At 33.6% G+C, this 22,895-nt stretch carries 26 protein-coding genes; 19 read left to right on the plus strand and 7 right to left on the minus strand.

What is annotated here, in order from left to right:
* Window positions 1-39: 39 nt before the first annotated feature.
* The 5 genes from ABD859_RS11985 (at window position 40) to ABD859_RS12005 (ending at window position 4,049) form a co-directional block, all read left to right on the plus strand.
* Window positions 40-429: a DUF1398 domain-containing protein gene (locus tag ABD859_RS11985; protein ID WP_345144563.1), complete on the plus strand. Its 390-nt coding sequence runs from the start codon at window positions 40-42 to the stop codon at window positions 427-429.
* 67 nt (window positions 430-496) lie between these two features.
* Complete coding sequence (locus ABD859_RS11990) at window positions 497-1,297, plus strand: ThuA domain-containing protein (RefSeq protein WP_345144565.1); 801 nt, start codon at window positions 497-499, stop codon at window positions 1,295-1,297.
* A 7-nt stretch (window positions 1,298-1,304) separates the two neighbouring features.
* Entirely contained in the window at window positions 1,305-2,156 is an 852-nt protein-coding gene (locus ABD859_RS11995) for a sulfurtransferase (protein WP_345144566.1), read from the plus strand.
* Between the two features lie 32 nt (window positions 2,157-2,188).
* On the plus strand, window positions 2,189-3,430 hold the full coding sequence (locus ABD859_RS12000; RefSeq protein WP_345144568.1) for an ATP-binding cassette domain-containing protein: 1,242 nt from the start codon (window positions 2,189-2,191) through the stop codon (window positions 3,428-3,430).
* 7 nt (window positions 3,431-3,437) lie between these two features.
* Window positions 3,438-4,049, plus strand: coding sequence for a 3-keto-alpha-glucoside-1,2-lyase-like domain-containing protein (locus ABD859_RS12005; protein WP_345144570.1), 612 nt, complete (start codon window positions 3,438-3,440; stop codon window positions 4,047-4,049).
* Between the two features lie 125 nt (window positions 4,050-4,174).
* Here the strand turns inward: ABD859_RS12005 and ABD859_RS12010 are convergent, their stop codons facing one another.
* Both ABD859_RS12010 and ABD859_RS12015 read right to left on the minus strand, forming a co-directional pair.
* The gene (locus ABD859_RS12010) at window positions 4,175-5,221 is read right to left on the minus strand and encodes an RluA family pseudouridine synthase (RefSeq protein ID WP_345144572.1); all 1,047 of its coding nucleotides are present in this window, start codon (window positions 5,219-5,221) and stop codon (window positions 4,175-4,177) included.
* The gene (locus tag ABD859_RS12015; protein WP_345144574.1) at window positions 5,211-5,828 is read right to left on the minus strand and encodes a PASTA domain-containing protein; all 618 of its coding nucleotides are present in this window, start codon (window positions 5,826-5,828) and stop codon (window positions 5,211-5,213) included. The genes ABD859_RS12010 and ABD859_RS12015 overlap by 11 nt, the downstream gene beginning before the upstream one ends.
* Window positions 5,829-5,985: 157 nt before the next feature.
* On the opposite strand from ABD859_RS12015, the gene ABD859_RS12020 reads away from it, so the two are divergent.
* From ABD859_RS12020 to ABD859_RS12035, 4 genes are all read left to right on the plus strand, one after another.
* Entirely contained in the window at window positions 5,986-6,957 is a 972-nt protein-coding gene (locus ABD859_RS12020; RefSeq protein WP_345144576.1) for a D-alanine--D-alanine ligase, read from the plus strand.
* A gap of 186 nt (window positions 6,958-7,143) precedes the next feature.
* Window positions 7,144-7,836, plus strand: coding sequence for a DUF421 domain-containing protein (locus ABD859_RS12025; RefSeq protein WP_345144578.1), 693 nt, complete (start codon window positions 7,144-7,146; stop codon window positions 7,834-7,836).
* Window positions 7,837-7,968: 132 nt separating this feature from the next.
* Window positions 7,969-8,427 carry a pantetheine-phosphate adenylyltransferase gene (coaD, locus tag ABD859_RS12030; RefSeq protein WP_078008057.1) on the plus strand — a complete coding sequence of 153 codons (459 nt, stop codon included), beginning with the start codon at window positions 7,969-7,971 and terminating at the stop codon, window positions 8,425-8,427.
* A 172-nt stretch (window positions 8,428-8,599) separates the two neighbouring features.
* Entirely contained in the window at window positions 8,600-9,178 is a 579-nt protein-coding gene (locus ABD859_RS12035; protein ID WP_345144581.1) for a PhnA domain-containing protein, read from the plus strand.
* A 292-nt stretch (window positions 9,179-9,470) separates the two neighbouring features.
* Here ABD859_RS12035 and ABD859_RS12040 read toward each other — a convergent pair whose 3' ends face one another.
* Together ABD859_RS12040 and ABD859_RS12045 are read right to left on the minus strand one after the other, a co-directional pair.
* Window positions 9,471-9,914 (minus strand): hypothetical protein, encoded by a 444-nt coding sequence (locus ABD859_RS12040; protein WP_345144583.1) that lies wholly within the window; start codon window positions 9,912-9,914, stop codon window positions 9,471-9,473.
* A 176-nt stretch (window positions 9,915-10,090) separates the two neighbouring features.
* Entirely contained in the window at window positions 10,091-11,452 is a 1,362-nt protein-coding gene (locus ABD859_RS12045; protein WP_345144585.1) for a DEAD/DEAH box helicase, read from the minus strand.
* A 263-nt stretch (window positions 11,453-11,715) separates the two neighbouring features.
* Between ABD859_RS12045 and ABD859_RS12050 the strand changes: the two genes are divergently transcribed.
* Both ABD859_RS12050 and ABD859_RS12055 read left to right on the plus strand, forming a co-directional pair.
* Window positions 11,716-13,443: a M14 family metallopeptidase gene (locus tag ABD859_RS12050; protein ID WP_345144587.1), complete on the plus strand. Its 1,728-nt coding sequence runs from the start codon at window positions 11,716-11,718 to the stop codon at window positions 13,441-13,443.
* An 86-nt stretch (window positions 13,444-13,529) separates the two neighbouring features.
* Complete coding sequence (locus ABD859_RS12055; protein ID WP_345144589.1) at window positions 13,530-14,039, plus strand: hypothetical protein; 510 nt, start codon at window positions 13,530-13,532, stop codon at window positions 14,037-14,039.
* A gap of 272 nt (window positions 14,040-14,311) precedes the next feature.
* Here the strand turns inward: ABD859_RS12055 and ABD859_RS12060 are convergent, their stop codons facing one another.
* On the minus strand, window positions 14,312-14,719 hold the full coding sequence (locus ABD859_RS12060) for a helix-turn-helix domain-containing protein (RefSeq protein ID WP_345144591.1): 408 nt from the start codon (window positions 14,717-14,719) through the stop codon (window positions 14,312-14,314).
* A 351-nt stretch (window positions 14,720-15,070) separates the two neighbouring features.
* Complete coding sequence (locus ABD859_RS12065) at window positions 15,071-15,709, minus strand: NUDIX hydrolase (protein ID WP_345144593.1); 639 nt, start codon at window positions 15,707-15,709, stop codon at window positions 15,071-15,073.
* Window positions 15,710-15,716: 7 nt separating this feature from the next.
* Between ABD859_RS12065 and pyrE the strand changes: the two genes are divergently transcribed.
* Together pyrE and ABD859_RS12075 are read left to right on the plus strand one after the other, a co-directional pair.
* Window positions 15,717-16,364 carry an orotate phosphoribosyltransferase gene (gene pyrE, locus ABD859_RS12070; RefSeq protein ID WP_345144595.1) on the plus strand — a complete coding sequence of 216 codons (648 nt, stop codon included), beginning with the start codon at window positions 15,717-15,719 and terminating at the stop codon, window positions 16,362-16,364.
* Between the two features lie 279 nt (window positions 16,365-16,643).
* Window positions 16,644-17,036: an SRPBCC family protein gene (locus tag ABD859_RS12075; protein WP_345144598.1), complete on the plus strand. Its 393-nt coding sequence runs from the start codon at window positions 16,644-16,646 to the stop codon at window positions 17,034-17,036.
* A gap of 185 nt (window positions 17,037-17,221) precedes the next feature.
* Here the strand turns inward: ABD859_RS12075 and ABD859_RS12080 are convergent, their stop codons facing one another.
* The gene (locus ABD859_RS12080; protein WP_345144600.1) at window positions 17,222-17,950 is read right to left on the minus strand and encodes a biotin--[acetyl-CoA-carboxylase] ligase; all 729 of its coding nucleotides are present in this window, start codon (window positions 17,948-17,950) and stop codon (window positions 17,222-17,224) included.
* Between the two features lie 92 nt (window positions 17,951-18,042).
* On the opposite strand from ABD859_RS12080, the gene rsfS reads away from it, so the two are divergent.
* From rsfS to ABD859_RS12110, 6 genes are all read left to right on the plus strand, one after another.
* Window positions 18,043-18,414: a ribosome silencing factor gene (gene rsfS, locus ABD859_RS12085; RefSeq protein ID WP_055098058.1), complete on the plus strand. Its 372-nt coding sequence runs from the start codon at window positions 18,043-18,045 to the stop codon at window positions 18,412-18,414.
* Window positions 18,415-18,431: 17 nt separating this feature from the next.
* Complete coding sequence (gene ftsH / locus ABD859_RS12090) at window positions 18,432-20,357, plus strand: ATP-dependent zinc metalloprotease FtsH (protein ID WP_345144604.1); 1,926 nt, start codon at window positions 18,432-18,434, stop codon at window positions 20,355-20,357.
* Window positions 20,358-20,473: 116 nt separating this feature from the next.
* Window positions 20,474-21,082, plus strand: a complete 609-nt coding sequence (locus ABD859_RS12095; protein WP_345144605.1) for a lactate utilization protein B/C — start codon at window positions 20,474-20,476, stop codon at window positions 21,080-21,082.
* A 1-nt stretch (window position 21,083) separates the two neighbouring features.
* A complete protein-coding gene (locus ABD859_RS12100; RefSeq protein WP_345144607.1) occupies window positions 21,084-21,974 on the plus strand; it encodes a phosphatidate cytidylyltransferase in 891 nt (296 codons plus the stop codon).
* A complete protein-coding gene (locus ABD859_RS12105) occupies window positions 21,964-22,617 on the plus strand; it encodes a phosphatidylserine decarboxylase family protein (RefSeq protein WP_345144609.1) in 654 nt (217 codons plus the stop codon). Before ABD859_RS12100 ends, ABD859_RS12105 begins: the two co-directional genes overlap by 11 nt.
* Complete coding sequence (locus ABD859_RS12110; protein WP_345144611.1) at window positions 22,618-22,887, plus strand: acyl-CoA-binding protein; 270 nt, start codon at window positions 22,618-22,620, stop codon at window positions 22,885-22,887. It abuts the gene before it with no gap.
* Window positions 22,888-22,895 lie beyond the last annotated feature (8 nt).

Consider the following 22,895-nt stretch of genomic DNA (forward strand, 5'->3'; position numbering starts at 1 on the left):
AAATTAACTTAAAATCAACAATCTAAAATTATAAATATTATGTTTACAGTCGACCAAATTAAAGAAGCTCATGCTAAAGTAAAAAGCGGTGCCGATTTTCCAAATTATATACAAGACTTAATTATTCTGGGCGTAAAAGGATACGACACATTCGTAAATGACGGACACGTCGAATATTATGGTGTAAATGGTTATTCAGTAACATCAGACGAAAAATACAATCCAATTTCTGTTGCTTCTACGGTAAACAAAGAACTTTTTATTGAATTTCTTGTAAAACACCAGCAGGGCGAAACTGATTATATTACCTTTTGCAATCATGCCGGACAATGCGGTATCGCAAAATGGAGAGTAGATATTATCGAAATGACCTGCACTTATTTTGATAGTTCTCAAAACGAAATTTTAATCGAGAAAATTCCTGAATAATAGTTTTTTTTCACCAATGAAAAATTCCAATCGAATAAATTTTGCAACTAAAAAAAGTGTCTTTTTGATGCTTTTTTTAGTTTGTTTTACAGGATTTTCTCAGCATAAAAAAGAAAAAGCTAAATTTAAAGTAATAGCTTTTTATACCGCCAAAAATGATCAGGCTCATATAAGTTTTGTGCATGAAGCAAATAAATGGTTTCCAAAAATAGCCGAAGAAAATCACTTTGTATATGATTCAACAAGCAATTGGAATAATCTAAATGCTAAATTTCTTGCTGATTATCAGGTTGTTTTATTTTTAGACACAAGACCGGAAATTCAGGAACAAAGAGAAGCTTTTCAAAAGTACATGGAAAAAGGGGGCGGCTTTATGGGATTCCATTTTTCTGCCTTTGCCTTAAATGGTTCTACTTATACGCAAAACTGGAACTGGTATCATAACACTTTTCTAGGTTCCGGCGAATACGGAAGCAATACATGGAGACCAACATCGGCTGTATTGAGAGTTGAAAACCAGCATACGATTACCAAAAATCTGCCCAAAACTTTTACTTCAGCTCCAAACGAATGGTACAGATGGAGCAATGATCTGACGAAAAATCCCGATATAAAAATTCTTTTGGCTATAGACGAAAGCAGTTTTCCACTGGGAACCGGTCCAAAAGCACACGAAATATGGCACAACGGTTATTATCCTGTTGTTTGGACAAATAAAAACTACAAAATGGTCTATGTAAACATGGGTCATAATGATATTGATTACGAAGGCGGCACTAATAAAACGCTTTCATATACATTTAAAAATAAAACACAAAGCCAGTTAATTATAAACAGTTTGCTTTGGTTAGGAAATTCTAAAAAATAAAATCAAAATGGCATCAAAATTTTCTCCTATCATCAATGCAGATGAATTACTAAAACTAAATTTATCTGAAATAATAGTAATAGACGCCAGAGCCGGAGTAAATGCCGAAGAAAATTATAAAGCGCAGCATTTAAAAAATGCCCGCTATGTTGATCTAAATAAAGATTTGGCATCTGTCGAAAATGATCCCTCAAACGGTGGCAGACACCCTTTGCCTTCACTTTCTAAATTCTCTGAGGTGCTTTCTAAACTTGGAATTTCTCCTTCATCACATATTATTGTTTATGATGACAAAAACGGTTCAAACGCTGCGTCGCGATTTTGGTGGATGCTTCGTTCAATTGGACATGAAAAGGTACAGGTTTTAAACGGTGGTTTACAAGATGCTGTAAAAGCAGGTTTTCCTGTAAGTTCTGAAACCGTAAATTTTGAGAACACAGAATATCCTGTTTCTGAATGGAAATTAAAAACAGCTTACATTGACGATGTAGAAACAGCAAGAAATAACAATGAAAGCATTGTAATTGATGTACGGGATAAAAATCGTTTTGATGGTCTTACAGAACCGCTGGATTTAATTGCCGGACATATTCCGGGTGCTGTAAATGTTCCGTTTAGCGAAAATCTGGATGAAAACGGACTTTTTAAATCTCCTGAAATTTTAAATGAGAAATATAAAGAAGTTTTAAAAAACAAAACATCAAATGCCGTAATCGTACATTGCGGTTCTGGAGTTACAGCCTGCCATACTTTACTGGCAATGGATTATGCCGAAATAGAAATTCCAAAACTTTATGTAGGTTCATGGAGCGAATGGTCAAGGAATGACCGCGAAATGGCTTTAAAAAAAATAAAATAAAAACAACACTAAACAATATTAAAATACCAAAAATGCAGCATTGGGACATACTTCTTTCAAATCAGGTAAATAAAAAAGCTTTCATAGAAAATATACTAAACGGCGAAATAAAAGGAGAATTAGCCGTTTTTAACAATCAAAAAGGAATTCTTTTCTCTGATATTGCAATTGAAAAATTTATAGAAAAAGAATTTCAATATGACAGTGTTGAGGCATCGCCAGAATCTCACCGTCAGTTAAGAACTTTTTCTTCGGGCGAACGTAAAAAAGAGTTTTTAAAATACTGCATCAATCAAAAACCGGATTTTATCATTTTTGATAATCCGTTCGATCATTTAGATCAGGCTTCGAGAGTAATATTGGCCGATTCTTTAAAAGATTTAACGAAAGACATTGCCATTATTCAGCTTTTAAACCGAATAACAGATGTCCTGGAATTTGTTCCAAACAAAGCACAAATCAAAGACAACTCATTTGAACTGCATCCTATTTCAAAAACTGAAAGCCACTTTAAAACGCTAAATACGGCTGCAATTCCAAAAGCTTTAGAACCACATACCTTCCACGAAAGTGTATTAATTAAACTGGAAAACGTATCTGTAAGTTATGAAGAACGAAAAATTCTGAACAACATTTCATGGACTATAAAACAAGGCGAATTCTGGCAGTTAATTGGCCCGAATGGCTCAGGAAAAAGTACTATTTTATCACTAATCACAGGAGATAATCCGAAAGGTTTTGGACAGGATTTATTTTTGTTTGGAAGAAAAAAAGGAACCGGAGAAAGCGTTTGGGATATCAAAAAACAAATTGGAATTTTCGCCACTTCTATGACTGATTTGTTTCAAAAAGGGCACACTTTAGAACAAATGATTTTATCTGGATTTTTTGATTCTATCGGGCTTTATACCGAACCAACTACTCATCAGCAGCAAATTGTTTCACAATGGCTGGAAGTAATTGAAATGACACATTTACGCAAAAAACGTTTCATAGATCTTTCTATTGGACAGCAAAGAGTTGCATTAATCGTTCGTGCCGTTTTAAAACATCCGCCGTTATTAATCTTAGACGAACCGGTTGAAGGTTTAGATGATGAAAATGTTGATTTGGTAATTCAGCTCATTAATACCATAAAACAAGAAACCAGTGTTAGTATTGTTTATGTTTCACACCGAATTGAAGAAGGCCTTGCTCCTACTTCTGTTTTTGAACTTTTACCTGCCGAAACCGGATCAATTGGTAAAATAAAATACCATTCAGAATTAAATTAAAAAAAAAATGAAAATGAAGGTTACCGCAATTGTACTATTACAATTGTTTTTAATTTCGTGCTCCGGCACTATTTCAAGTTCTAAAAAAGAATATCAATTGACAAAAGAATCTAAACCAGAATCTGATTGGAAATTCGATACGAAAGAATGGTCGTTAGAAAATCAAATCTTTAACGGAACGGGTTCTGCAGAACATTGGGCTGCAATTACATCAAAAAAACAGCTTCCTGAAAATTATCAAATCACTTTCGATGTTAACCTTACAAGCGGTAATTTATTTGAAGTAATGCTCAATTTTGAAGGTCAAAACTATATTAGAACCTATTTATACAACATCGACCAGAATATTGTAATTGGCAGAGGAACTTACATTAAAAATAGTGACGAATATGGCAAACGGGGCGGTCCAACTGTTTTAAAGAAACCATTTGATTTTTCTTCAAATGTGTGGCATAAAGTCAAAATACAAGTTCAAAACAAACAGCTCAAGTTTATTGTAGACGAAAATACGTCTTTAGAGTGTTCACTGGAAAAACAAAATCTAAGTCAAAAAGGAAAAATTGGTTTCTTAACGAATGGAAAATCACAAATTAAGAATCTAGTTATTAAAACATTATAAAACCATTAAGAGATTAAGAAAATTAAGCACTGCTTAACTAACTTAATCTCTTAACTATTTAAAAGAAAATCAAATCTAAGGACTTATTTTTCTTATTATCTTTCTGGTTATAAAAAATTATCTAATTAATCCTCTTCTTCATCAATCTGATGCGATTTAGAATAATTGCGCCATTTATCTAAACAATCCTGAAAATCCTGAGGTAATTCAGTATCAAAACGCATCATTTCTCCTGTATTAGGATGAACAAATCCAAGCGTTTTAGCATGCAGCGCCTGACGTGGCAGTGCTTTAAAACAATTTTCAATAAACTGTTTGTATTTTGTAAAAGTCGTTCCCTTTAAAATCAAATGACCGCCGTAACGCTCATCATTAAATAACGGATGACCAATATGTTTCATATGCGCACGAATCTGGTGCGTTCTTCCTGTTTCTAGTTTACATGAAATTAAAGTAACATATCCAAAACGTTCCAAAACTTTATAATGTGTAATGGCAGGTTTTCCAATTTCAGGATCAGCAAAAACAGCCATCTGCATGCGATCTTTTAAATGTCTAGCAAGGTTTCCTTCAATAGTTCCCGCATCAGCAGCTACATTTCCCCAAACAAGCGCAATATATTCGCGTTCAGTAGTTTTAGCTTCAAACTGTTTTGCTAAATGCGTCATTGCAGCTTCGGTTTTGGCAATAATCAACAGTCCGGATGTGTCCTTGTCAATTCTATGTACCAACCCTGGTCGTTCACTGCTGTTCATTGGCAGATTATCAAAATGATGTGCCAAAGCATTTACCAGTGTTCCGGTATAATTTCCGTGTCCAGGATGCACAACCATTCCCGGCTCTTTATTAATAAGCAGTAAAGCATCATCTTCATATACAATATTCAGCGGAATATCTTCCGGCAGAATATGGTTTTCATACGGCGGATGCGATAACATAACCGTTATTACATCAAAAGGTTTTACTTTGTAGTTTGATTTTACCGGAATATCATTTACAAAAATGTTTCCGTTTGTAGCCGCGTTCTGAATTTTATTTCGCGTGGCATTCGGAATCAAATACATTAAATATTTGTCAATACGCAAAAACGCCTGACCTTTTGGGACTTCAAATCTGTAATGCTCAAATAATTCGTCTTCCAGATCTAAATTTTCTTCAATATTATTGTTCATCTTGTGGGGTTTCTACAGGCACCGCAGTACTGTCTGCCTGGCTGTCATCTACATAACTCGCTTTTCCGTCACCTAAAACCAAATCAATTTTAGATGCCTTTAAAACACGATCTCCTACTTTTAAATTTCTGCCTTTTAAACGCATTTCAAGAACCATATCTTTTCCAAGATTTGGAATATAAGTAATAGTTCCCGGTTCAAGTCCTAAAGCTTTTAAGGTTGGAACCGCTTCACGATATGTTTTTTCAATTAAATCAGGAATTTTAACTGATGAAAATCCAGATGAATTAATTTTAATATATATTTTTCTTCCTACTTTAACTTTAGTTCCCGGCAGCGGATCCTGCTCAACAACACTAAACTTCGGATATTCACTTCTGTAATCAACACTGTCCAAAAGCACATAATCTAAGTCAAGTTCGTCCAGTTTTTGCTCAACTTGTTCTTCAGTTAATCTGGCTAAATTTGGAACCGCAATTTCGTGTCCGTGATCTGTTGTAAACGTCAGCCAGTGCATAAACAAATAACCCAAAACTGCTATAATAGCAGCGGCACCCAATACTTGTAAAAAAAACACACGGCTTGTTAAATACTTACGTAAACTCATAAATTTATTTTTAGATGAACGCAAAGATAAAGTATTTCATTTCAAAAAAAATGATAATTTTGTTTAAAACAAGAAAGCCAATAATCAGCAGCATTTTCCCGCTTTCGCCATTTTCGACTAAACAAATTAACGATTAAACAAATAAACAAAAAAGTCAATGAAAAACATTGCCATTATCATGGGCGGATATTCCAGCGAATACAAAATTTCGCTTATCAGCGGAAACGTTGTGTATCAATATCTTGACAAAACAAAATACAACGGATTCAGAATTCATATCCTTAAAGATAAATGGGTTTATGTAGACGCCAATGACGCTGAATTTCCAATAGACAGAAACGATTTTTCTGTCACGGTAAACGGCGAAAAAATCACTTTTGACTGTGTTTTCAACGCTATTCACGGAACTCCGGGAGAAGATGGTTTAATGCAGGCTTATTTTGAACTAATTGGATTACCTCAATCATCTTGTGATTATTACCAATCGGCTTTGACTTTCAATAAACGAGACTTATTATCTGTTTTAAAACCATACGGAATCAAAACAGCGATTTCGTATTATTTAAACAAAGGCGACGAAATTAATACCGCAGAAATCGTTAAAAAAGTCGGGCTGCCATGTTTCGTAAAACCAAACAAAGCGGGTTCTAGTTTTGGAATCTCTAAAGTAAAAACGGAAGCCGAACTTCCAATTGCTATTGAAGTAGCCTACAAAGAAGACAACGAAATTATCATAGAAAGTTTCCTTGACGGAACTGAAGTTTCTGTGGGTGTAATTAATTACAAAGGCGAAATTAAAGTACTGCCAATTACAGAAATCGTATCAGACAATGATTTCTTTGATTATGAAGCTAAATATGAAGGAAAATCGCAGGAAATCACTCCGGCAAGAATCTCTGATGAGCTGACACAAAAAGTGGGTGAAACAGCAAAACGTGCTTACGAAGTTTTAAAAATGAAAGGTTTCTCAAGAAGCGAATTTATTATCGTAGACAACGAACCGTATATGCTCGAAATGAACACAATTCCGGGTTTAACAACAGAAAGTTTGATTCCGCAGCAGGCAAAAGCAGCAGGAATTTCACTTGAAGATTTATTTACAAATGCAATTGAGCTGGCCTTAGCCTAATAAAAAGCCTCTACGATACTAAGGTGCTAAGATTCTAAGATTTTAGCACCTTTTTTTATATCTGTTATTCAATCATAGTTTATCAAAATTTACATTAAAAATTGCGATCTGACATGGAAATTAAGATACATCTCAAACATCAAAACTTAGTATCTTAGTATCTCAAAACCTTAGCAGCTTAAAAAAATGAAACAAATATTTGAATGGGAAAGACTACTTTTTAACAATCTTCCGGAAAGCTTTATTTTCGAAGTTATTTTTCGTTCAACCATCATGTTTATTATTCTATTGCTGACACTTAAGTTGGCAGGAAAACGCGGTGTTAAACAATTATCTATTTTCGAAACTGTTATTATTATTGCTCTGGGATCTGCTGCCGGCGATCCAATGTTTTATGAAGATGTCGGCATTATTCCTGCTGTCATTGTATTTACCGTAATTATTGTTTTATACCGATCAGTTACCTGGCTTACAGGGAAAAGTAAAAAATTTGAAGAATTTATTGAAGGCAAAACCGAATGTTTAATCAACGACGGGAAGTTCTCTGTTTCAACCTTTAAAAAGGAAAGTTTAGCGCAGGACGAATTTTTTGCAGAATTACGAATTCGGTCAATTGAACATTTAGGACAGGTAAAACATGCTTATATTGAAACGAGCGGTGAAATTAGTGTGTATTTCTATGAAGATGAAAAAGTAGGATATGGCCTCCCTATTCTTCCTTCTTTATTTTATGATAAAAGTAAATTCATTCCAAAAGATGGTATCTATTCCTGTACTTTCTGCGGTCACACACAAGAACAAAAAAGTGGAACCGCTGTATGTAAAGTATGTAAAAAAGAGGAATGGGTAGAATCTATCAATACGAAGAGAATCACTTAATCTAAATTTCAAGTATTCAAATCCCAAATTCTAAAACTTTACGTCTTTACTCCTTGTATCTTTATAACTTTTGACCTTAAAAGAAAAAATCTTAGTAGCTTAGCAGCTCAGAAACTTAGAAACTTTAAAAAGATGCGTAAAGCCATATTTCCGGGATCATTTGACCCAATTACACTTGGGCACGAAGACATTATTAAAAGAGGAATACCTCTATTTGATGAAATTGTAATTGCAATTGGTGTCAACGCCGAAAAAAAATACATGTTTTCACTCGAAGAAAGAAAACGCTTTATTGAAGAAACTTTTAAAGACGAGCCAAAAATCTCAGTTATTACCTATGAAGGCCTTACGATTGATCTTGCCAAAAAAGAAAAAGCCAATTTTATATTAAGAGGTCTGCGCAACCCAGCCGATTTCGAATTTGAAAAAGCAATCGCACACACCAACAGAAAGCTTTCTAAAATAGAAACAGTTTTCTTATTGACAGCTGCAAGTACTTCATTTATTAGTTCGAGTATTGTGCGCGATGTATTGCGTCATGGAGGCGAATATGAAATGCTGGTTCCGGATGCTGTTAGAGTAAAAAAATAAACACCCTAAAACTCATTGCGAGGTATGAAGTAATCAAATTTACATTGCACAAAGCATATCCTCGTGAGATTGCTTCGTACCTCGCAATGACAATACACAACAATCAAATACATAAATTTGCAACCCTTACTAATTATAAGTAATTTCGCATTTTTAAAATAAACAACCAATAATGAGTATCGAAAGAGAATTAAGCAAACGAAGCGGATCAAAATGTGAGCTTTGTGGTGCCGAAGAAAATTTAAAAGTTTACCAAGTACTGCCAACCAAAAAAGGTGGTCTTGATGAAGCTATATTAGCCTGTAACACTTGTATTGACCAAATTGAAAATCCAGATAACGTAGATTTAAATCACTGGAGATGTCTTAACGACAGTATGTGGAATGAAAATATTCCGGTTCAGGTTGTTGCATGGAGAATGTTAAGCCGTATGCGTTCTGCAGGATGGCCTCAGGAATTACTTGATATGATGTACTTAGAAGAAGATATTCTTGAATGGGCAAAAGCTACAGGCGAAGGCGAAGATGATGAAAACAAACTGGTTCACCGCGACAGCAACGGCGTTGTTTTACAACACGGAGATTCTGTAGTTTTAATTAAAGACCTTAAAGTAAAAGGTTCAAGCATGGTTGCCAAACAAGGAACTGCTGTTAGAAACATTCGTCTTGACCACGAAAATGCTGAATATATAGAAGGAAAAGTAGACGGACAGCAGATTGTGATTATTACGCAGTATGTGAAAAAGATTTAAGCTTCTGAGGTTCTAAGCTGCTAAGTTTCTAAGTTTTTAAGTTTTTATTTTGAAGGCTTAAAAAGTTTAAACGCAAAGAACACAAAGATTTACGCAAAGTTCGCAAAGTTTTTTACACAAAGCTTTGCGAACTTTGCGCTTTTATAAAGTCTCTAAAAAATAAAAACTTTGCGTGCTTTGCGGTAAAAAACACAAAACAAAAAAAGCTGTTCGATTAGAACAGCTTTTTTAATTTATAGATAAAGGTTAAAAACTTAGAAACTTAGTAGCTTAGAAGCTTTAACCTAAAAAATTACTTTTGGAATAATTTATTGATTTGATCTTTTACGAATGGCTCAGAAACGTTGTTTGTAGCAGCGTCTCTTTCTTTACCAGAAACCATAAACTGAACTGTAGCTTTGTCTGGAACAACATTTCCTGTGTAGTGTAACCAAATGTAGTTGTTAGGTAACTCTAATTTGATATCGTACAATGGAGTAGCTGTAAATCCACCCATAATAATGCTGTATAAAGAGTTGTAAGCATTATCGATGTTTTTAAATGAAAATTTTCTCAAAGTAGAATCATCATCACTTTGAACAATAGTGTAATACACAGTGTATTCGTCACCAATTTTTTGAATGTAATTGTTATTTACTTTTCCTAATTTTTCAACAGGAACAGTTTCAAGAACCTTAACCTGTGCAAACGAAACAAAACTAAAGAACAATGCAGCAAGAGTAATAATCTTTTTCATATGGAATTTGGGGTTTACAATTTTACGATCACAAAAAAACACAGAAATATTGAAAAAACAGCTATCAATTGATTATTTTTTTAACATAAATTTGTTAAACTTAGTTGATATTTTACAAACACTTGAATTTCAAATAAATAACCAATAATTTAAGTCCAAAATTTGTCTTACAAGTTCTAATATCTTTCCTTTTTATCTTCTTCTTCTTTTTTAATCACATTTCGGGCAATCTCGATTTTGAACTTCTTCCCTTTCATTTTTTCGTCCCGAATGTTTTTAAGCAAATCTTTTACCTTGTGGTATTTTACGGCAGCAAATGATACAAAATCCTTTACCTCAATTAATCCTAAATCGTCTTTTTCTAATTTCCCTTTTTGAGAAAAGAAACCAACAATATCAAACTTGTTCAATTTTGTTTTCTTCCCGCCGCTAATATAAATAGTTTGAAACTGAGGCGGTTTTGGTAACGAAACATTTCCTTCAACATTTAAAACTTCCATTTCATAATCAATATAATCCAGTTGTTTTTCACTTTCGTGAACAATTATATATGCCGTTCCAGAAGCCTGCATACGCGCTGTACGTCCGTTACGGTGTGTAAATTCGTCTTCCTTTAAAGGTAAATGATAATGAATAACGTGATTCATTTCGGGAATATCCAAACCTCGCGCTGCCAAATCTGTTGTAACTAAATAACTGATACTTCCGTTTCTAAACTGAATCAAAGCCCTTTCACGTTCTTCCTGATCCATTCCCCCATGATAATACACCGAATAAATGCCTTTTTCATTTAAAGTATCGCTGATTCGTTCTGCAGCATCGCGATGGTTGCAAAAAATAATAGCCGACTGTGATTTCAGCGAACAAATCAAATTAAACAAACTCTGCAGTTTATCTTTCGTTGGCGAAATCACCATTTTCATAGAAAGATTCGCTTTTTCCTCTTCTTCCGGAATAAAATCCAAAACAGTAGGATTTACAACTTTTGTATATTTTGGAATTTCAATATCAGAAGTTGCCGAAACCAAAACTCTTTTATTCACTTTAGAAAGTCTGCCAATTATAAAAGACATTTGCTCGTGAAATCCTAATTGAAGCGATTTATCAAACTCATCTAAAATCAAAGTCTGAATTTTATCAGTTCTAAAAGTTTCGCGGTCAATATGATCTGCAATTCTTCCCGGAGTTCCAATTAAAACCGCCGGCGGATTGCTTAAATTTTTAATTTCTGTATCAATCGAATGTCCGCCGTAGCAGATATTGACTTTGTACTGCGTTCCCATTTTTTTCCAAACCTGTTCAATCTGAAGTCCAAGTTCGCGCGACGGAACCAAAATCAAACATTGAACCGATAAAATTTCGGGCTGTAATAATTCTAAAACCGGCAGTAAAAAAGCCAGCGTTTTTCCAGATCCGGTTGGCGAAAGCAGTAAAACATTATTATCATTCAGAATCGCATCTTGTGCGGTTTCCTGCATTTCGTTGAGGTTCTGAATCCCTAAATTCGAAAGTATAGTATTGGAATGGTGATTTTTCATGCTGCAAAAGTAATTAAAAGGTTTCAAGTTTCTCCTGTTTCAAGTTTCAAGTTTGAATACCGGCGATTTAACCGCAAAGCACGCTGAGTTTTTTTTGCTTTTTGATTGAGTTTAGAACGCAAAGCTTTACGAATAAAAACTTTGTGTTCTTTGCGTAAACCTTAGCGCACTTTGCGGTTAAGAAAATATAGACAAAGCATATCAACTTGAAACCTGAAACTTGAAACAAAACACTATATTTGATTTCCATAAAAACCAAAACCATGAAACTTTTTACCATTTTCATTTCACTTTTCACAATCTCCCTTTTCGCGCAGAACAACACAAAATACGACACGTTTTTCGAGAAAGGAAACGGAAACCAATCAGCAGATTATTACGAAACTATTCGTTATTTCAAAATGCTGGCAAATGATTTTCCAACGATTCAAGTTAAAGAAATGGGACTGACAGATTCTGGTGAACCTTTGCACATGATTACTTTTAATCCTGACTTAACATTTGATTTTGATAAAATCCAGAAAACAAAAGCCGTTTTGTTTGTCAATAACGGAATCCACGCCGGAGAACCAGACGGAATCGACGCCACAATGCAGTTTTACAGAGATTTAGCAACCGGAAAAATGAAAGCGCCAAAAAATACCGTTTTGGTTACTATTCCGGTTTACAATATTGGCGGTGCTTTAAACCGAAATTCGACAACGCGCGTCAATCAGGACGGACCTGAGATTTACGGTTTTAGAGGAAATGCCAGAAACTACGATTTAAACCGTGATTTAATGAAATCCGACACAAGAAACACCAAAAGTTTTGTCGAGATTTTTCAGAAAATAAATGCTGATGTTTTTATCGATAATCACGTAAGCAATGGTTCTGATTATCAATACAAACTGACGTATATCATGACACAGCACAACAAATTGGGAACTGTTTTGGGCGATTTTATGAATAACGAAATGATGCCGGCTTTGGTAAAAGATCTTCAAAAAAAGAAAATCGAAACCACGCCTTATGTCGATTCGTTTAAAGACACGCCGGATAAAGGTTTCGGGCAGTTTGTCGATAGTCCGCGATATACAACGGGTTATACTTCTTTGTTTAATACAATTGGTTTTGTGGTCGAAACACACATGCTGAAAAAATATGCCGAACGTGTAAAAATGACGTACGAATACATGAAAACGACAATGGATTTTACCGATGCCAATTATCTCAAAATCAAAGAATTTCGTGTAAAAAACTTAGAGCAGTATCAGCCTAAAAAATCCTATACTTTAAAATGGGAAATGGACAGCACAAAAGCAACAAAATTCACATTTTTAGGCTACGAAGCGGGTTATAAAAAAAGTGAAGCCACAACAGGCGATCGTTTGTATTATGACCGAAGCAAATCGTACAAAAAAGACGTTCCTTATATTAAAGAATTCAAATCAGTTAAAGAAGTTGTGATTCCAACGGCTTATATTATTCCAAGAGGTTATTGGAATATTATTGATCTTTTAAAAAACAATAATATCACGTTTAGACAATTTAAAAATGACACAATTATCGAAGTCGAAAGCTATAAAATTGCTGATTTTAAAACCGTTCCGTCTGCTTACGAAGGACATTATTTACACCGAAATACAAACATAACTTCTAAAATGGTTAAAATAAATTTTGCCAAAGGAGATTATTATGTTCCAACCAATCAAAAAGGCGTAAAATATCTTCTTGAAGCTTTTGAACAGGAAGGTGTTGATTCGTTTTTTAACTGGAATTTCTTCGATGCTATTTTACAGCAAAAAGAACATTATTCTGAATATATTTTTGAAGATACCGCTGCAAAACTTCTAAAAGATAATCCAGCCTTAAAAGCAGAATTAGAAACCAAAAAACAAAATGACCGCGAATTTGCTAAAAATGCTGAGGCGCAGTTAAATTGGATTTATAAGAATTCTGTTTATTATGAAAAGGCGCATATGCAGTATCCTGTTTATCGTGTTTTGTAGTTTTTTTATGGAAATATGGTTTTCCGTAAATGTCTGTTAATTTGAGTATCTAATTTTGAAGAATTAAATCTAAATATATAGTAAGCATGAAAAGAATAACATTTTTTTTTGGTATTTTCTTCATAATAATTTCTTGTAAAAAAAGTAAAGAAGAAAATCTTAAAAACGAAATTGAGAATGAAATTAAAACTAATTTGAACGACCCAAGTAGTTATGAATTCAATTATTTTCATTTAGATTCTGTAGAACACATCGTTAACAAACAAATGACAGCAGAAAATTTAAAAGAAATAGAGAATTTACAAAATCAAAATAATGCAAAATCAAAAAAAAGAATTGAGTTTTTAAAATCACAAAATCAATTTTATAATTTATTAAATAAAAATAAGTATAAAGGAATATTTTCCTTTCGAGGCAACAACAAATTCGGTGCTAAAATTTTAGCAGAATATTCATTTGAAGCGGATAGCACATACAAATTGATTTATCTGAAAGATAATATTGGAGATACAATTTATAAAGATGTTGAAACTTTGATTAAAGAAAATGATAAATTCATCAAAGATGCTGAAAAACTTATTAATGCATCGAAATGAAAAAATTAAGACATGGAAAATAACGTATAAAGATTATCTAAACAAGACTTTTTTAGAAGAATTAAATTATAAAATTTGGTCAACAAAAGGAAGCAGATTTAACGCGAGTCACTTTGCTAGCGCGAGCGTCTCGCTTGTGAACGCAATCTAAATCAATACATAAAGAGCCACGAGCGGGACGCTCGCGCCAGCGACATAAATTGAAAATAAAAAGCCTAATAAAAACATCAAATTTTATTAGGCTTTTCAATATTCTAGAAAGAACAAAAAAATTATTTTTTATCCTTCAATATCTTCTCTAAAAACTCAACTTTATCTTTTTCAGCCTGAATTAAACGTTCGTAAAGTTTTTTATTTTCTTCTACTGACTCCATTAACTTATCTAATGGATTGAAAGTACAGTTATTATTAAAAGTTCCAGCGCTGTGATCAGTAAAAGTATTAAAATAGTTAAACACACTTTCTTCTGAAAAATTCTTAATTGCTTCAACACTTACTCCCAAAGCCTTTGCGATATCTTTAAGCTTTTCATCCTCTATGGTTTCACTATTTTCCAAAATAGAAATTGCCTGTTGGTTTGTGCCTAAAGCCTGAGCCAAAGCTTCTTGTTTCATGTCTCTAAGTTCACGAATTCGGCTTATTTTTCGCCCTATATGGTTTGATTTTGTAAGTGTGTTCATAATTCAAAAATACTATTTATGGTGTTAACGAGTAACTGGTAAAAAACAAACTTGACTTGTATCGTACAAATCACATTAGTATAAAAATTTGTTTTTACATTAAACAAAAGTACGATTTTTGAGACACGAAAAATTTTTAAATCTCAAAAAAAATAAAATTAGATTTTTACAAAAAAGTGCTGCTCGCGTGAGGGATAGAAGCAAGTTACCGAAGTAACGCGGATAGCCCGACAGCAATTAAAAAAAGACCCAATGAACGCAAAGTTTATTGGGTCTTTTTTTAATTGGTGGCACGCCATAATTCTAAGACTCTGAGGTGATGAGGTTTTAAGATACTGAGTTTTTAGCTTCTTAAGATTGTGTGTTTTCTTTTTTTACTTTTAAATCTGCTGGAACGCTAATTTCTTCCTGAAACAACAATTTAATGTTTTCATACGAGTTTGTAAGCGCTTCTTTAATCTGCTCTGGATTTAGCCACGCTACTTTCTCAATTCCTTCTTCTATTTGTCCGTGCGGAGTTCCTTCAAAATCAGACTGCATTTCGAACCAATGCGTGATTTTGAGTTTGTACTTTCCGTTGCGTTTAAAGATATGATAGGTTTTTTGAAGTTTATTCGTAATACGAAGCTGGTTTACTCCTGTCTCCTCCTCTACCTCACGCATAGCCGTCGCTTCAATGTCTTCCCCCTTCTCGATTCCTCCTTTTGGCAGGTCCCATTTTCCGTTTCTAAAGATAAATAAGACTTCGCCTTTCTTGTTGTATACAAAACCACCGCCCGCTTTATTCACCGGAATCTTGGCTTTAAGGGTTTTCATGATCTCACTTTCATCTGGATGATACAGAATCGCTTTTTGAATTTTATTTTGAAAAATTTTTATAATAAGCTGTTCGATATCAATACTTTCCAACAAGAACAATTGAAAATCTGTTTCTTTTGAGATTTCATTTGTCAAAAAAAGTGGTTTGTCGTTTACAAAAACTTTATACATTTGTACTATGATTTTTAATAAAGATACTGCCGAAAAAACAGCCGAATTGCTTTTGCAAATAAATGCAATTAAATTGAATCCCGAAAATCCTTTTACATGGGCTTCTGGTTGGAAATCTCCTATTTATTGCGATAATAGGTTAATTCTTTCATTTCCGAGCATCAGAAACTATGTTCGTGATGAATTTGCTAAGAACATCGAAAAACAATTTGGAAAGCCCGATGTCATTGCCGGTGTTGCTACTGGCGCCATTGGAGTTGGTATTCTGGTTGCCGAAAGTCTAGGACTTCCGTTTGTATATGTGCGTCCGGAGCCAAAAAAACACGGAAGACAAAACCAGGTTGAAGGTTTTTTACAAAAAGGACAAAATGTTGTGGTGGTTGAAGATTTAATCAGCACCGGAAAAAGCAGTTTACTTGCTGTAGAAGCTTTACGTAACGAAGGCGCTAACATAAAAGGTATGGCCGCTATTTTTACTTACGGTTTTGGTGTTGCCGAAGAAAATTTTAAAGAAGCTAATATTGATTTATTCACTTTAAGCAACTACGAAAACCTTCTTAGCTTAGCTGTTCAAAAACAATATATTACAGAAGACCAGCAGTCTACCCTGCTTGAATGGAGCGAAAGCCCATCGACTTGGGGACAGGAAGAGTAGATTTTAGATTTTAGATTTTAGATTTTAGATTTTAGATTTTAGATTTTAGATTTTAGATTTTAGATTTTAGATTTTAGATTTTAGATTTTAGATTTTAGATTTTAGATTTTAGATTTTAGATTTTAGATTTTAGATTTTCTAAAAATCGCTTCGCTCTTTTTGGAATTTGGGATTTACAAAAATTGGAATTTTATTAAAGTTTTAGCTTTGCGAACTTTTTAAAACCTTGTATATTAAAAAAACTTTGCGCACTTTGCGGTTAAATAAAAAACAAAACATATGAACTTAGAAAGTCCAAAAGTTACAGTTCAGAAATCAGCTCAGGATCTATTCGATCAACTGACTGATGTAAAGAATTTCGAAAAATTAATGCCGGATAACATTGCTAAATTTGAAGTGACTGGCGAAGACGCTTTTATTTTTGGATTGAAAGGGATGCCGGAAATCAAATTAAAAATGAAAGAAAAAACAGCTCCAAACAAAATTGTTCTGGGTGCTGCAAGCGATAAACTTCCGTTTATGCTGACTTCAAACATTGATAGTGTTTCTGATTCAGAAAGTGCAGTTCAGTTATTTTTTGAAGGCGAATTCAACGCCATGATGGCTATGATGGTTAAAGGTCCAATCAGCAAGTTTATCGAAACTTTAGCAAACAATATGCACAAACTTTAATAATGGTAAATTATAAATTGTGAATTATAAATTAAGATGCCTGGCTTTTGCCGGGTATTTTTTTTGCTTAATCACAAAGTTTTAACCACATTTTTGTCATTTCTCCTTCGTCGAAATGACAAACTAAAATTTTCATTTACAAAAGTGAACCTTTGTAACTTTGAATCTTTGTCACTTTGCTCCTCTCAATAAAGCATCTTAACTTCTTTTATATCAAATTCAGCAACAGAATCATCTTCAAGTAAAATCTGTAGTTTTCCTATTGGAGAAACGCCCTGAATTATTCCCATAAAGTTTTCGTTATTTAAGTTTCTAAAAGGCATTGGAACACCTTTTTTAAACAGAGAATCAAAGTAATCTGTCCAGAAACTTTGAACCGAAGTCTGCCATAAATCAATTTTTTCTTTGATTTTTTCGACGATTAAAACCGCCAATTCGTTTTTATTAAAAGTTTCACCCGAAATTACGGCAAGCGAAGAAGCATTTGGCAGATCAGTATAGTTGGTTTGATTAACATTTAGCCCAATCCCGACAACTGACATGATTCTGCCATCACTTTTTATGGTATTTTCGATTAATATGCCACCAAGTTTTTTATTGTATGACATAATGTCGTTTGGCCACTTTACACATATGTTGGGAATATTTAACGATTTTAAAACTTCTATAACCGATAAAGAAACTACAATGCTTAGATCAAAAACCTTTTCATTATCGAAAAGAAAATCCTTTACCAAAACACTCATAATTAAGTTTTTACCAGCCTCAGAGCTCCATCTCTCTCCCATTTGGCCTTTGCCTTTTGTCTGATTTTCAGCCGTTACCACCGTAAAATTCTCCTGTTCATCCTGACTTGATAATGCTTTTAAGAAGTCATTTGTCGAATCTATGGCATCGAGTTTGATTAGTTTCATTAAATAATTGAAATAACTTAATTTAATATTTTGTTAAGGTTCAAAAATAATCACAAAATTTGGTAACTTTACAAATTCATATAAAATAATTCATGGCGAAAAAGACTATTAATAATGATGTTCTACTGGCGAACATAATCAAAGGGATTGAGGAAGTAAAAGGAAATGATATCGATATTCTTGACTTAAGAGATATAGACACTGCAGTTTGCGACTATTTTGTTATTTGCAACGGTAACTCAAATACCCAAGTTAACGCCATTGTAAACTCAATTCAAAAAACAGTATCCAAAGACTTAAAAGACAAACCTTGGCACGTAGAAGGAACCGATAATGCAGAATGGGTTCTTATGGATTATGTGCATATCGTGGTACATGTTTTCCAAAAACACATTCGTGAATACTATAATATCGAAAGCCTTTGGGGTGACGCCAAAATAACTACAATCGAAAACAAATACTAAAAGAAAAATTTTTCTAAATGGCTAAAGATAATAATCCAAATCCGAGTAAATTTAAAATAAGTCCCTGGTTAATATATACCGCAATACTTTTAGTTTTTTTATTTATAAGTTTTGCTACCGGTGGATCTAACTTAAGCGAACCTGCTCAATTAACTTCTTCTAAATTCAATACTTTATTAGAAAAAGGACAAATTGAAAAAGTTATCGTTTATAATAAAGCTGAAGCTGAAGTTTATTTAACTAAAGCAGCCCTTAAAGATCCTTCAAATAAAAAAGTTTCAAAGGATATTTTTGACAGAGAAAATAAAGGTCCGCACTTTACATTAGAAATTGGTAATGACCAGATCTTTCAAACAAAACTAGAAAAAGCAGTTAATGAAGGAAAATTAAAAGATTTTAATTTCATTCAGAAAAATAACTGGAGCGATATTCTTATCAGTCTTCTTCCTATCATCATTATCATTGGTGTATGGATTTTCATTATGCGTAAAATGTCTGGCGGAGGCGCTGGCGGAGGCGGACAGATTTTCAACATTGGAAAATCTAAAGCTAAATTGTTTGATGAAAAAACAGATATTAAAACTACTTTTAAAGATGTTGCTGGTTTAGAAGGTGCAAAAGAAGAAATTCAGGAAATCGTTGAATTCCTTAAAAACCCAGAAAAATACACAAATCTTGGAGGTAAAATTCCTAAAGGAGCTTTACTTGTAGGGCCTCCGGGAACTGGTAAAACATTATTAGCAAAAGCAGTTGCAGGAGAAGCACAAGTTCCGTTTTTCTCACTTTCAGGTTCTGATTTCGTTGAAATGTTTGTGGGAGTTGGTGCATCTCGTGTACGTGACTTATTCAAACAGGCAAAAGAAAAATCTCCGGCAATCATTTTCATCGATGAGATTGATGCCGTAGGTAGAGCAAGAGGAAAAAGCAATATGTCTGGCGGAAACGACGAAAGAGAAAACACTTTGAACCAATTACTAACAGAAATGGACGGTTTTGGTACAAACTCTAACGTAATTGTTTTAGCAGCAACAAACAGAGCTGACGTTCTAGACAAAGCTTTAATGCGTGCCGGACGTTTTGACAGACAAATTTTTGTTGACTTACCAGACATTCGCGAAAGAGCTGAAATCTTTAAAGTACACTTAGCTCCTATTAAAAAAGTTGAAGGTCTTGACCTTGATTTCTTAGCAAAACAAACTCCGGGATTCTCTGGTGCTGATATTGCAAACGTTTGTAACGAAGCCGCTCTTATCGCTGCCCGTAACAACAAACCGGCTGTTGACAGACAAGATTTCCTTGATGCAGTTGACAGAATCATTGGTGGTCTTGAAAAGAAAAATAAAATCATTACTCCAGAAGAAAAAAGAGCAATCGCAATTCACGAAGCGGGTCACGCTACTGTAAGCTGGATGTTAGAGCATGCTGCACCACTTATTAAAGTAACTATTGTTCCTCGCGGACAAAGTTTAGGAGCTGCATGGTATTTACCAGAAGAAAGACAAATCGTAAGAACAGATCAAATGTTAGACGAAATGTGTGCTACTATGGGAGGAAGAGCTGCTGAAAAAGTAACTTTTGACAGAATTTCGACTGGTGCATTAAGCGATTTAGAAAAAGTAACACGTCAGGCTCGTGCTATGGTAACGATTTACGGTTTAAATGATAAAATTGGAAACGTTACGTATTACGATTCAACAGGACAAAGCGAATATAATTTCTCTAAACCATATTCTGACGAAACAGCAAAAATTATTGATGCTGAGATTTCAGAATTAATTGAAGGCCAATACCAAAGAGCTATTCAAATTCTTGAAGAAAATAAGGATAAGTTAAATCAGCTTGCTGACATCTTAATCGAAAAAGAAGTAATCTTTAAAGATGACCTTGAAACAATTTTTGGAAAACGTACCTGGGATAAAAATTTAGAAGAGGTCGTTTCGTAAATTATTCAGTAAATAAGTAATATTTTTTAAAATCTTAATTCAAAACACCCTTTTGAATTAAGATTTTTTTATCTTTGAACGTTTTCAATTAACATGTAAAGTATTTCATATAAAAAATGAATTTTTTCAAAAAAATATTTGGTTCCGGCGAATCGGCTTCTGACGAAGAGCACGAAAGCGAGTACGCAGGAACTTCTTCTGCTTCGAATAGTCATTTGTCTTTAGATGAGCAATTCATTTTCAATTTCAAGAAAAATGGAGGAAAGTTTTTATACTGTGAAAATAGAACCGAGGTTGCTGAGCAATTTGAAAACATATTAGAAGAAAACGACTGGTTTGAAAATGAAGTTTTATGCTACGAATCGGCACTTTTCCCTTTATTAGAAGAAAACAAATTATTTTATATCGCTCCTTCTCACCCAAAATTTCTTTTGGCAAGCTGTGAAAATTTAATTGCAGATGAAGGTTCAATTTTGTTTTCATCTAAACAAATCAGACAAAACAAACCAAACGATTTACCGGCAAATATTGTTATTCTTGCTACAACAAGCCAGATTCTCCCAATGAAAAGTGATGGCTTAAGCGCCATTAAACGCAAATACGAAAGAGATATTCCAACTAATATCACCACAATAAAATATTTCGAAAAAGCAAAAGAAGAAGATTTTACTCAATACGGAAGTGTTGCTAAAAACCTTTATTTACTGCTCTTAGAAGATCTTTAAGATGAACGAAACGCTTAAGAGAACCATTTCTGGTGCTGTTTATATTGCTCTGTTGTTAACTTCAATCCTGTTTTCTACTGAGAGCTTCATCATTCTTTTTGGTATCTTCCTTATTATTACCATTTACGAATTCAGCAATATTGTAAACCTTAATAAAGTCTTTTCAATTTTATTTGGTGTACTGATATATTCATCAGTAATACTAGTCAGTCATTATAATAAGCAGTCTGAACTCTTTTTAAACAATACTTTTAATTCAAACCTGACTTTAAACGCAAACATTAAACAGTTAGATTTGGTACTTCTTGCCGTTACGCTTGTAGTATCTATTAAATGCATCATCTTCCTGTTTTATGATTCGGTTCAAAAAATCAGTACTTCATCAAAATATTTATATTTACTAGGATACATTACGCTTCCCTTTATTTTTACTGTAAAAATTTCCTTTGGAACTAATGATTATAACCCAAAAATTATTATTGGTTTATTTGTTTTAATCTGGACCAATGATACATTTGCTTATCTGGTAGGAAAATCAATGGGAAAACACAAACTTTTTGAACGCGTTTCTCCTAAAAAAACAATTGAAGGTTTTGTTGGCGGAATGGTCTTCGCAGCCTTTGCCGGATTTTTAATTTCAAAATTTTACATTCAGCCAAAACCGGAATTCAGCGACAAATCAATTTTAATCTGGATGATTATTGCTCTTATTGTAAGCTTTTTCGGAACAATCGGTGATTTGATTGAATCCAAATTTAAGCGAATTGCAGGCGTAAAAGACAGTGGTTCAATAATGCCTGGCCACGGAGGTATCTTAGATCGATTAGATAGTGTTATATTTGTAGCACCAATTATATTTTTATTTTATCAAATTTTATATTATGTTTCATAAAGAAGGAGGCCCGTCTATTTTAATAGGTGTAATTTTTACTGTTGTTGTGGTTTTATTAGCCGATAAATTTATTGATATCTATTGGCTGAGAATGCTTGTTCAGATAGCAGCACTGGTAATTTTAATTATTATTCTACAATTTTTTAGAAATCCAAAAAGGATTGCAATTCGTAATATCGAGCATGTTCTTGCTCCAGTTGACGGAAAAGTTGTTGTAATTGAAGAAGTTTACGAAGGTGAATATTTCAAAGATAAACGTTTACAGGTTTCTATTTTTATGTCTCCAATTAACGTTCACGTTACACGTTATGCAATGGACGGAATTATAAAATTCAGTAAATATCATCCTGGTAAATTTTTGGTAGCGTGGCATCCAAAAGCAAGCGAGGAAAACGAAAGAACAACTGTAGTTATCGAAAATGATACTTTTGGAGCAATTCTTTACAGACAAATTGCAGGAGCTCTTGCACGCAGAATTGTAAATTATGCAAAAGAAGGAATGCAGGTTGTACAAGGTACTGATGCAGGTTTTATTAAATTTGGATCGAGAGTAGATTTATTTTTACCTTTAGGTACACCAATTAATGTTGTTTTAGGACAAAAAGCAATTGGTGGAAAGACTATTATTGCGACAAAAGCTTAAATGGCGGACAAAGATTTAGACAAACGTTTTTCTGAAGCTGTAGAGAATGCAATGAAAATGACTCAGGCTTCGCTGCCGCAGGATGTGCAGCTAAGACTTTATGCATTTTACAAACAGGCCACTTTTGGGACTGCCGTTTACAATCAGTCAGAGAATTTTGACTTGAGAAATGCATTCAAAACAAATGCGTGGATGCAGATAAGTCATTTATCTACAGATGAAGCCAAAGAAAATTATATTGAGATTATCAATTCGCTAATATCTAAATAAATTAATAT

Origin of the sequence: Flavobacterium ginsengiterrae (assembly GCF_039539785.1) — a bacterium.
In the GTDB taxonomy this organism is placed as follows: Bacteria; Bacteroidota; Bacteroidia; order Flavobacteriales; family Flavobacteriaceae; genus Flavobacterium; species Flavobacterium ginsengiterrae.

Coding starts and splice junctions, on each gene's coding strand:
- ABD859_RS12015 (WP_345144574.1), bottom strand. CDS start 5,828: ATGAGTTTACGTAAGTATTTAACAAGCCGTGTGTTTTTTTTACAAGTA.
- ABD859_RS12000 (WP_345144568.1), top strand. CDS start 2,189: ATGCAGCATTGGGACATACTTCTTTCAAATCAGGTAAATAAAAAAGCT.
- ABD859_RS12050 (WP_345144587.1), top strand. CDS start 11,716: ATGAAACTTTTTACCATTTTCATTTCACTTTTCACAATCTCCCTTTTC.
- ABD859_RS12110 (WP_345144611.1), top strand. CDS start 22,618: ATGGCGGACAAAGATTTAGACAAACGTTTTTCTGAAGCTGTAGAGAAT.
- ABD859_RS12040 (WP_345144583.1), bottom strand. CDS start 9,914: ATGAAAAAGATTATTACTCTTGCTGCATTGTTCTTTAGTTTTGTTTCG.
- ABD859_RS12055 (WP_345144589.1), top strand. CDS start 13,530: ATGAAAAGAATAACATTTTTTTTTGGTATTTTCTTCATAATAATTTCT.
- pyrE (WP_345144595.1), top strand. CDS start 15,717: ATGATTTTTAATAAAGATACTGCCGAAAAAACAGCCGAATTGCTTTTG.
- ABD859_RS12105 (WP_345144609.1), top strand. CDS start 21,964: ATGTTTCATAAAGAAGGAGGCCCGTCTATTTTAATAGGTGTAATTTTT.
- ABD859_RS12020 (WP_345144576.1), top strand. CDS start 5,986: ATGAAAAACATTGCCATTATCATGGGCGGATATTCCAGCGAATACAAA.
- coaD (WP_078008057.1), top strand. CDS start 7,969: ATGCGTAAAGCCATATTTCCGGGATCATTTGACCCAATTACACTTGGG.
- ABD859_RS12100 (WP_345144607.1), top strand. CDS start 21,084: ATGAACGAAACGCTTAAGAGAACCATTTCTGGTGCTGTTTATATTGCT.
- ABD859_RS12045 (WP_345144585.1), bottom strand. CDS start 11,452: ATGAAAAATCACCATTCCAATACTATACTTTCGAATTTAGGGATTCAG.
- rsfS (WP_055098058.1), top strand. CDS start 18,043: ATGGCGAAAAAGACTATTAATAATGATGTTCTACTGGCGAACATAATC.
- ABD859_RS11985 (WP_345144563.1), top strand. CDS start 40: ATGTTTACAGTCGACCAAATTAAAGAAGCTCATGCTAAAGTAAAAAGC.
- ABD859_RS12080 (WP_345144600.1), bottom strand. CDS start 17,950: ATGAAACTAATCAAACTCGATGCCATAGATTCGACAAATGACTTCTTA.
- ABD859_RS12005 (WP_345144570.1), top strand. CDS start 3,438: ATGAAAATGAAGGTTACCGCAATTGTACTATTACAATTGTTTTTAATT.
- ABD859_RS12025 (WP_345144578.1), top strand. CDS start 7,144: ATGAAACAAATATTTGAATGGGAAAGACTACTTTTTAACAATCTTCCG.
- ABD859_RS11990 (WP_345144565.1), top strand. CDS start 497: ATGCTTTTTTTAGTTTGTTTTACAGGATTTTCTCAGCATAAAAAAGAA.
- ABD859_RS11995 (WP_345144566.1), top strand. CDS start 1,305: ATGGCATCAAAATTTTCTCCTATCATCAATGCAGATGAATTACTAAAA.
- ABD859_RS12060 (WP_345144591.1), bottom strand. CDS start 14,719: ATGAACACACTTACAAAATCAAACCATATAGGGCGAAAAATAAGCCGA.
- ABD859_RS12010 (WP_345144572.1), bottom strand. CDS start 5,221: ATGAACAATAATATTGAAGAAAATTTAGATCTGGAAGACGAATTATTT.
- ABD859_RS12035 (WP_345144581.1), top strand. CDS start 8,600: ATGAGTATCGAAAGAGAATTAAGCAAACGAAGCGGATCAAAATGTGAG.
- ABD859_RS12095 (WP_345144605.1), top strand. CDS start 20,474: ATGAATTTTTTCAAAAAAATATTTGGTTCCGGCGAATCGGCTTCTGAC.
- ABD859_RS12065 (WP_345144593.1), bottom strand. CDS start 15,709: ATGTATAAAGTTTTTGTAAACGACAAACCACTTTTTTTGACAAATGAA.
- ABD859_RS12075 (WP_345144598.1), top strand. CDS start 16,644: ATGAACTTAGAAAGTCCAAAAGTTACAGTTCAGAAATCAGCTCAGGAT.
- ftsH (WP_345144604.1), top strand. CDS start 18,432: ATGGCTAAAGATAATAATCCAAATCCGAGTAAATTTAAAATAAGTCCC.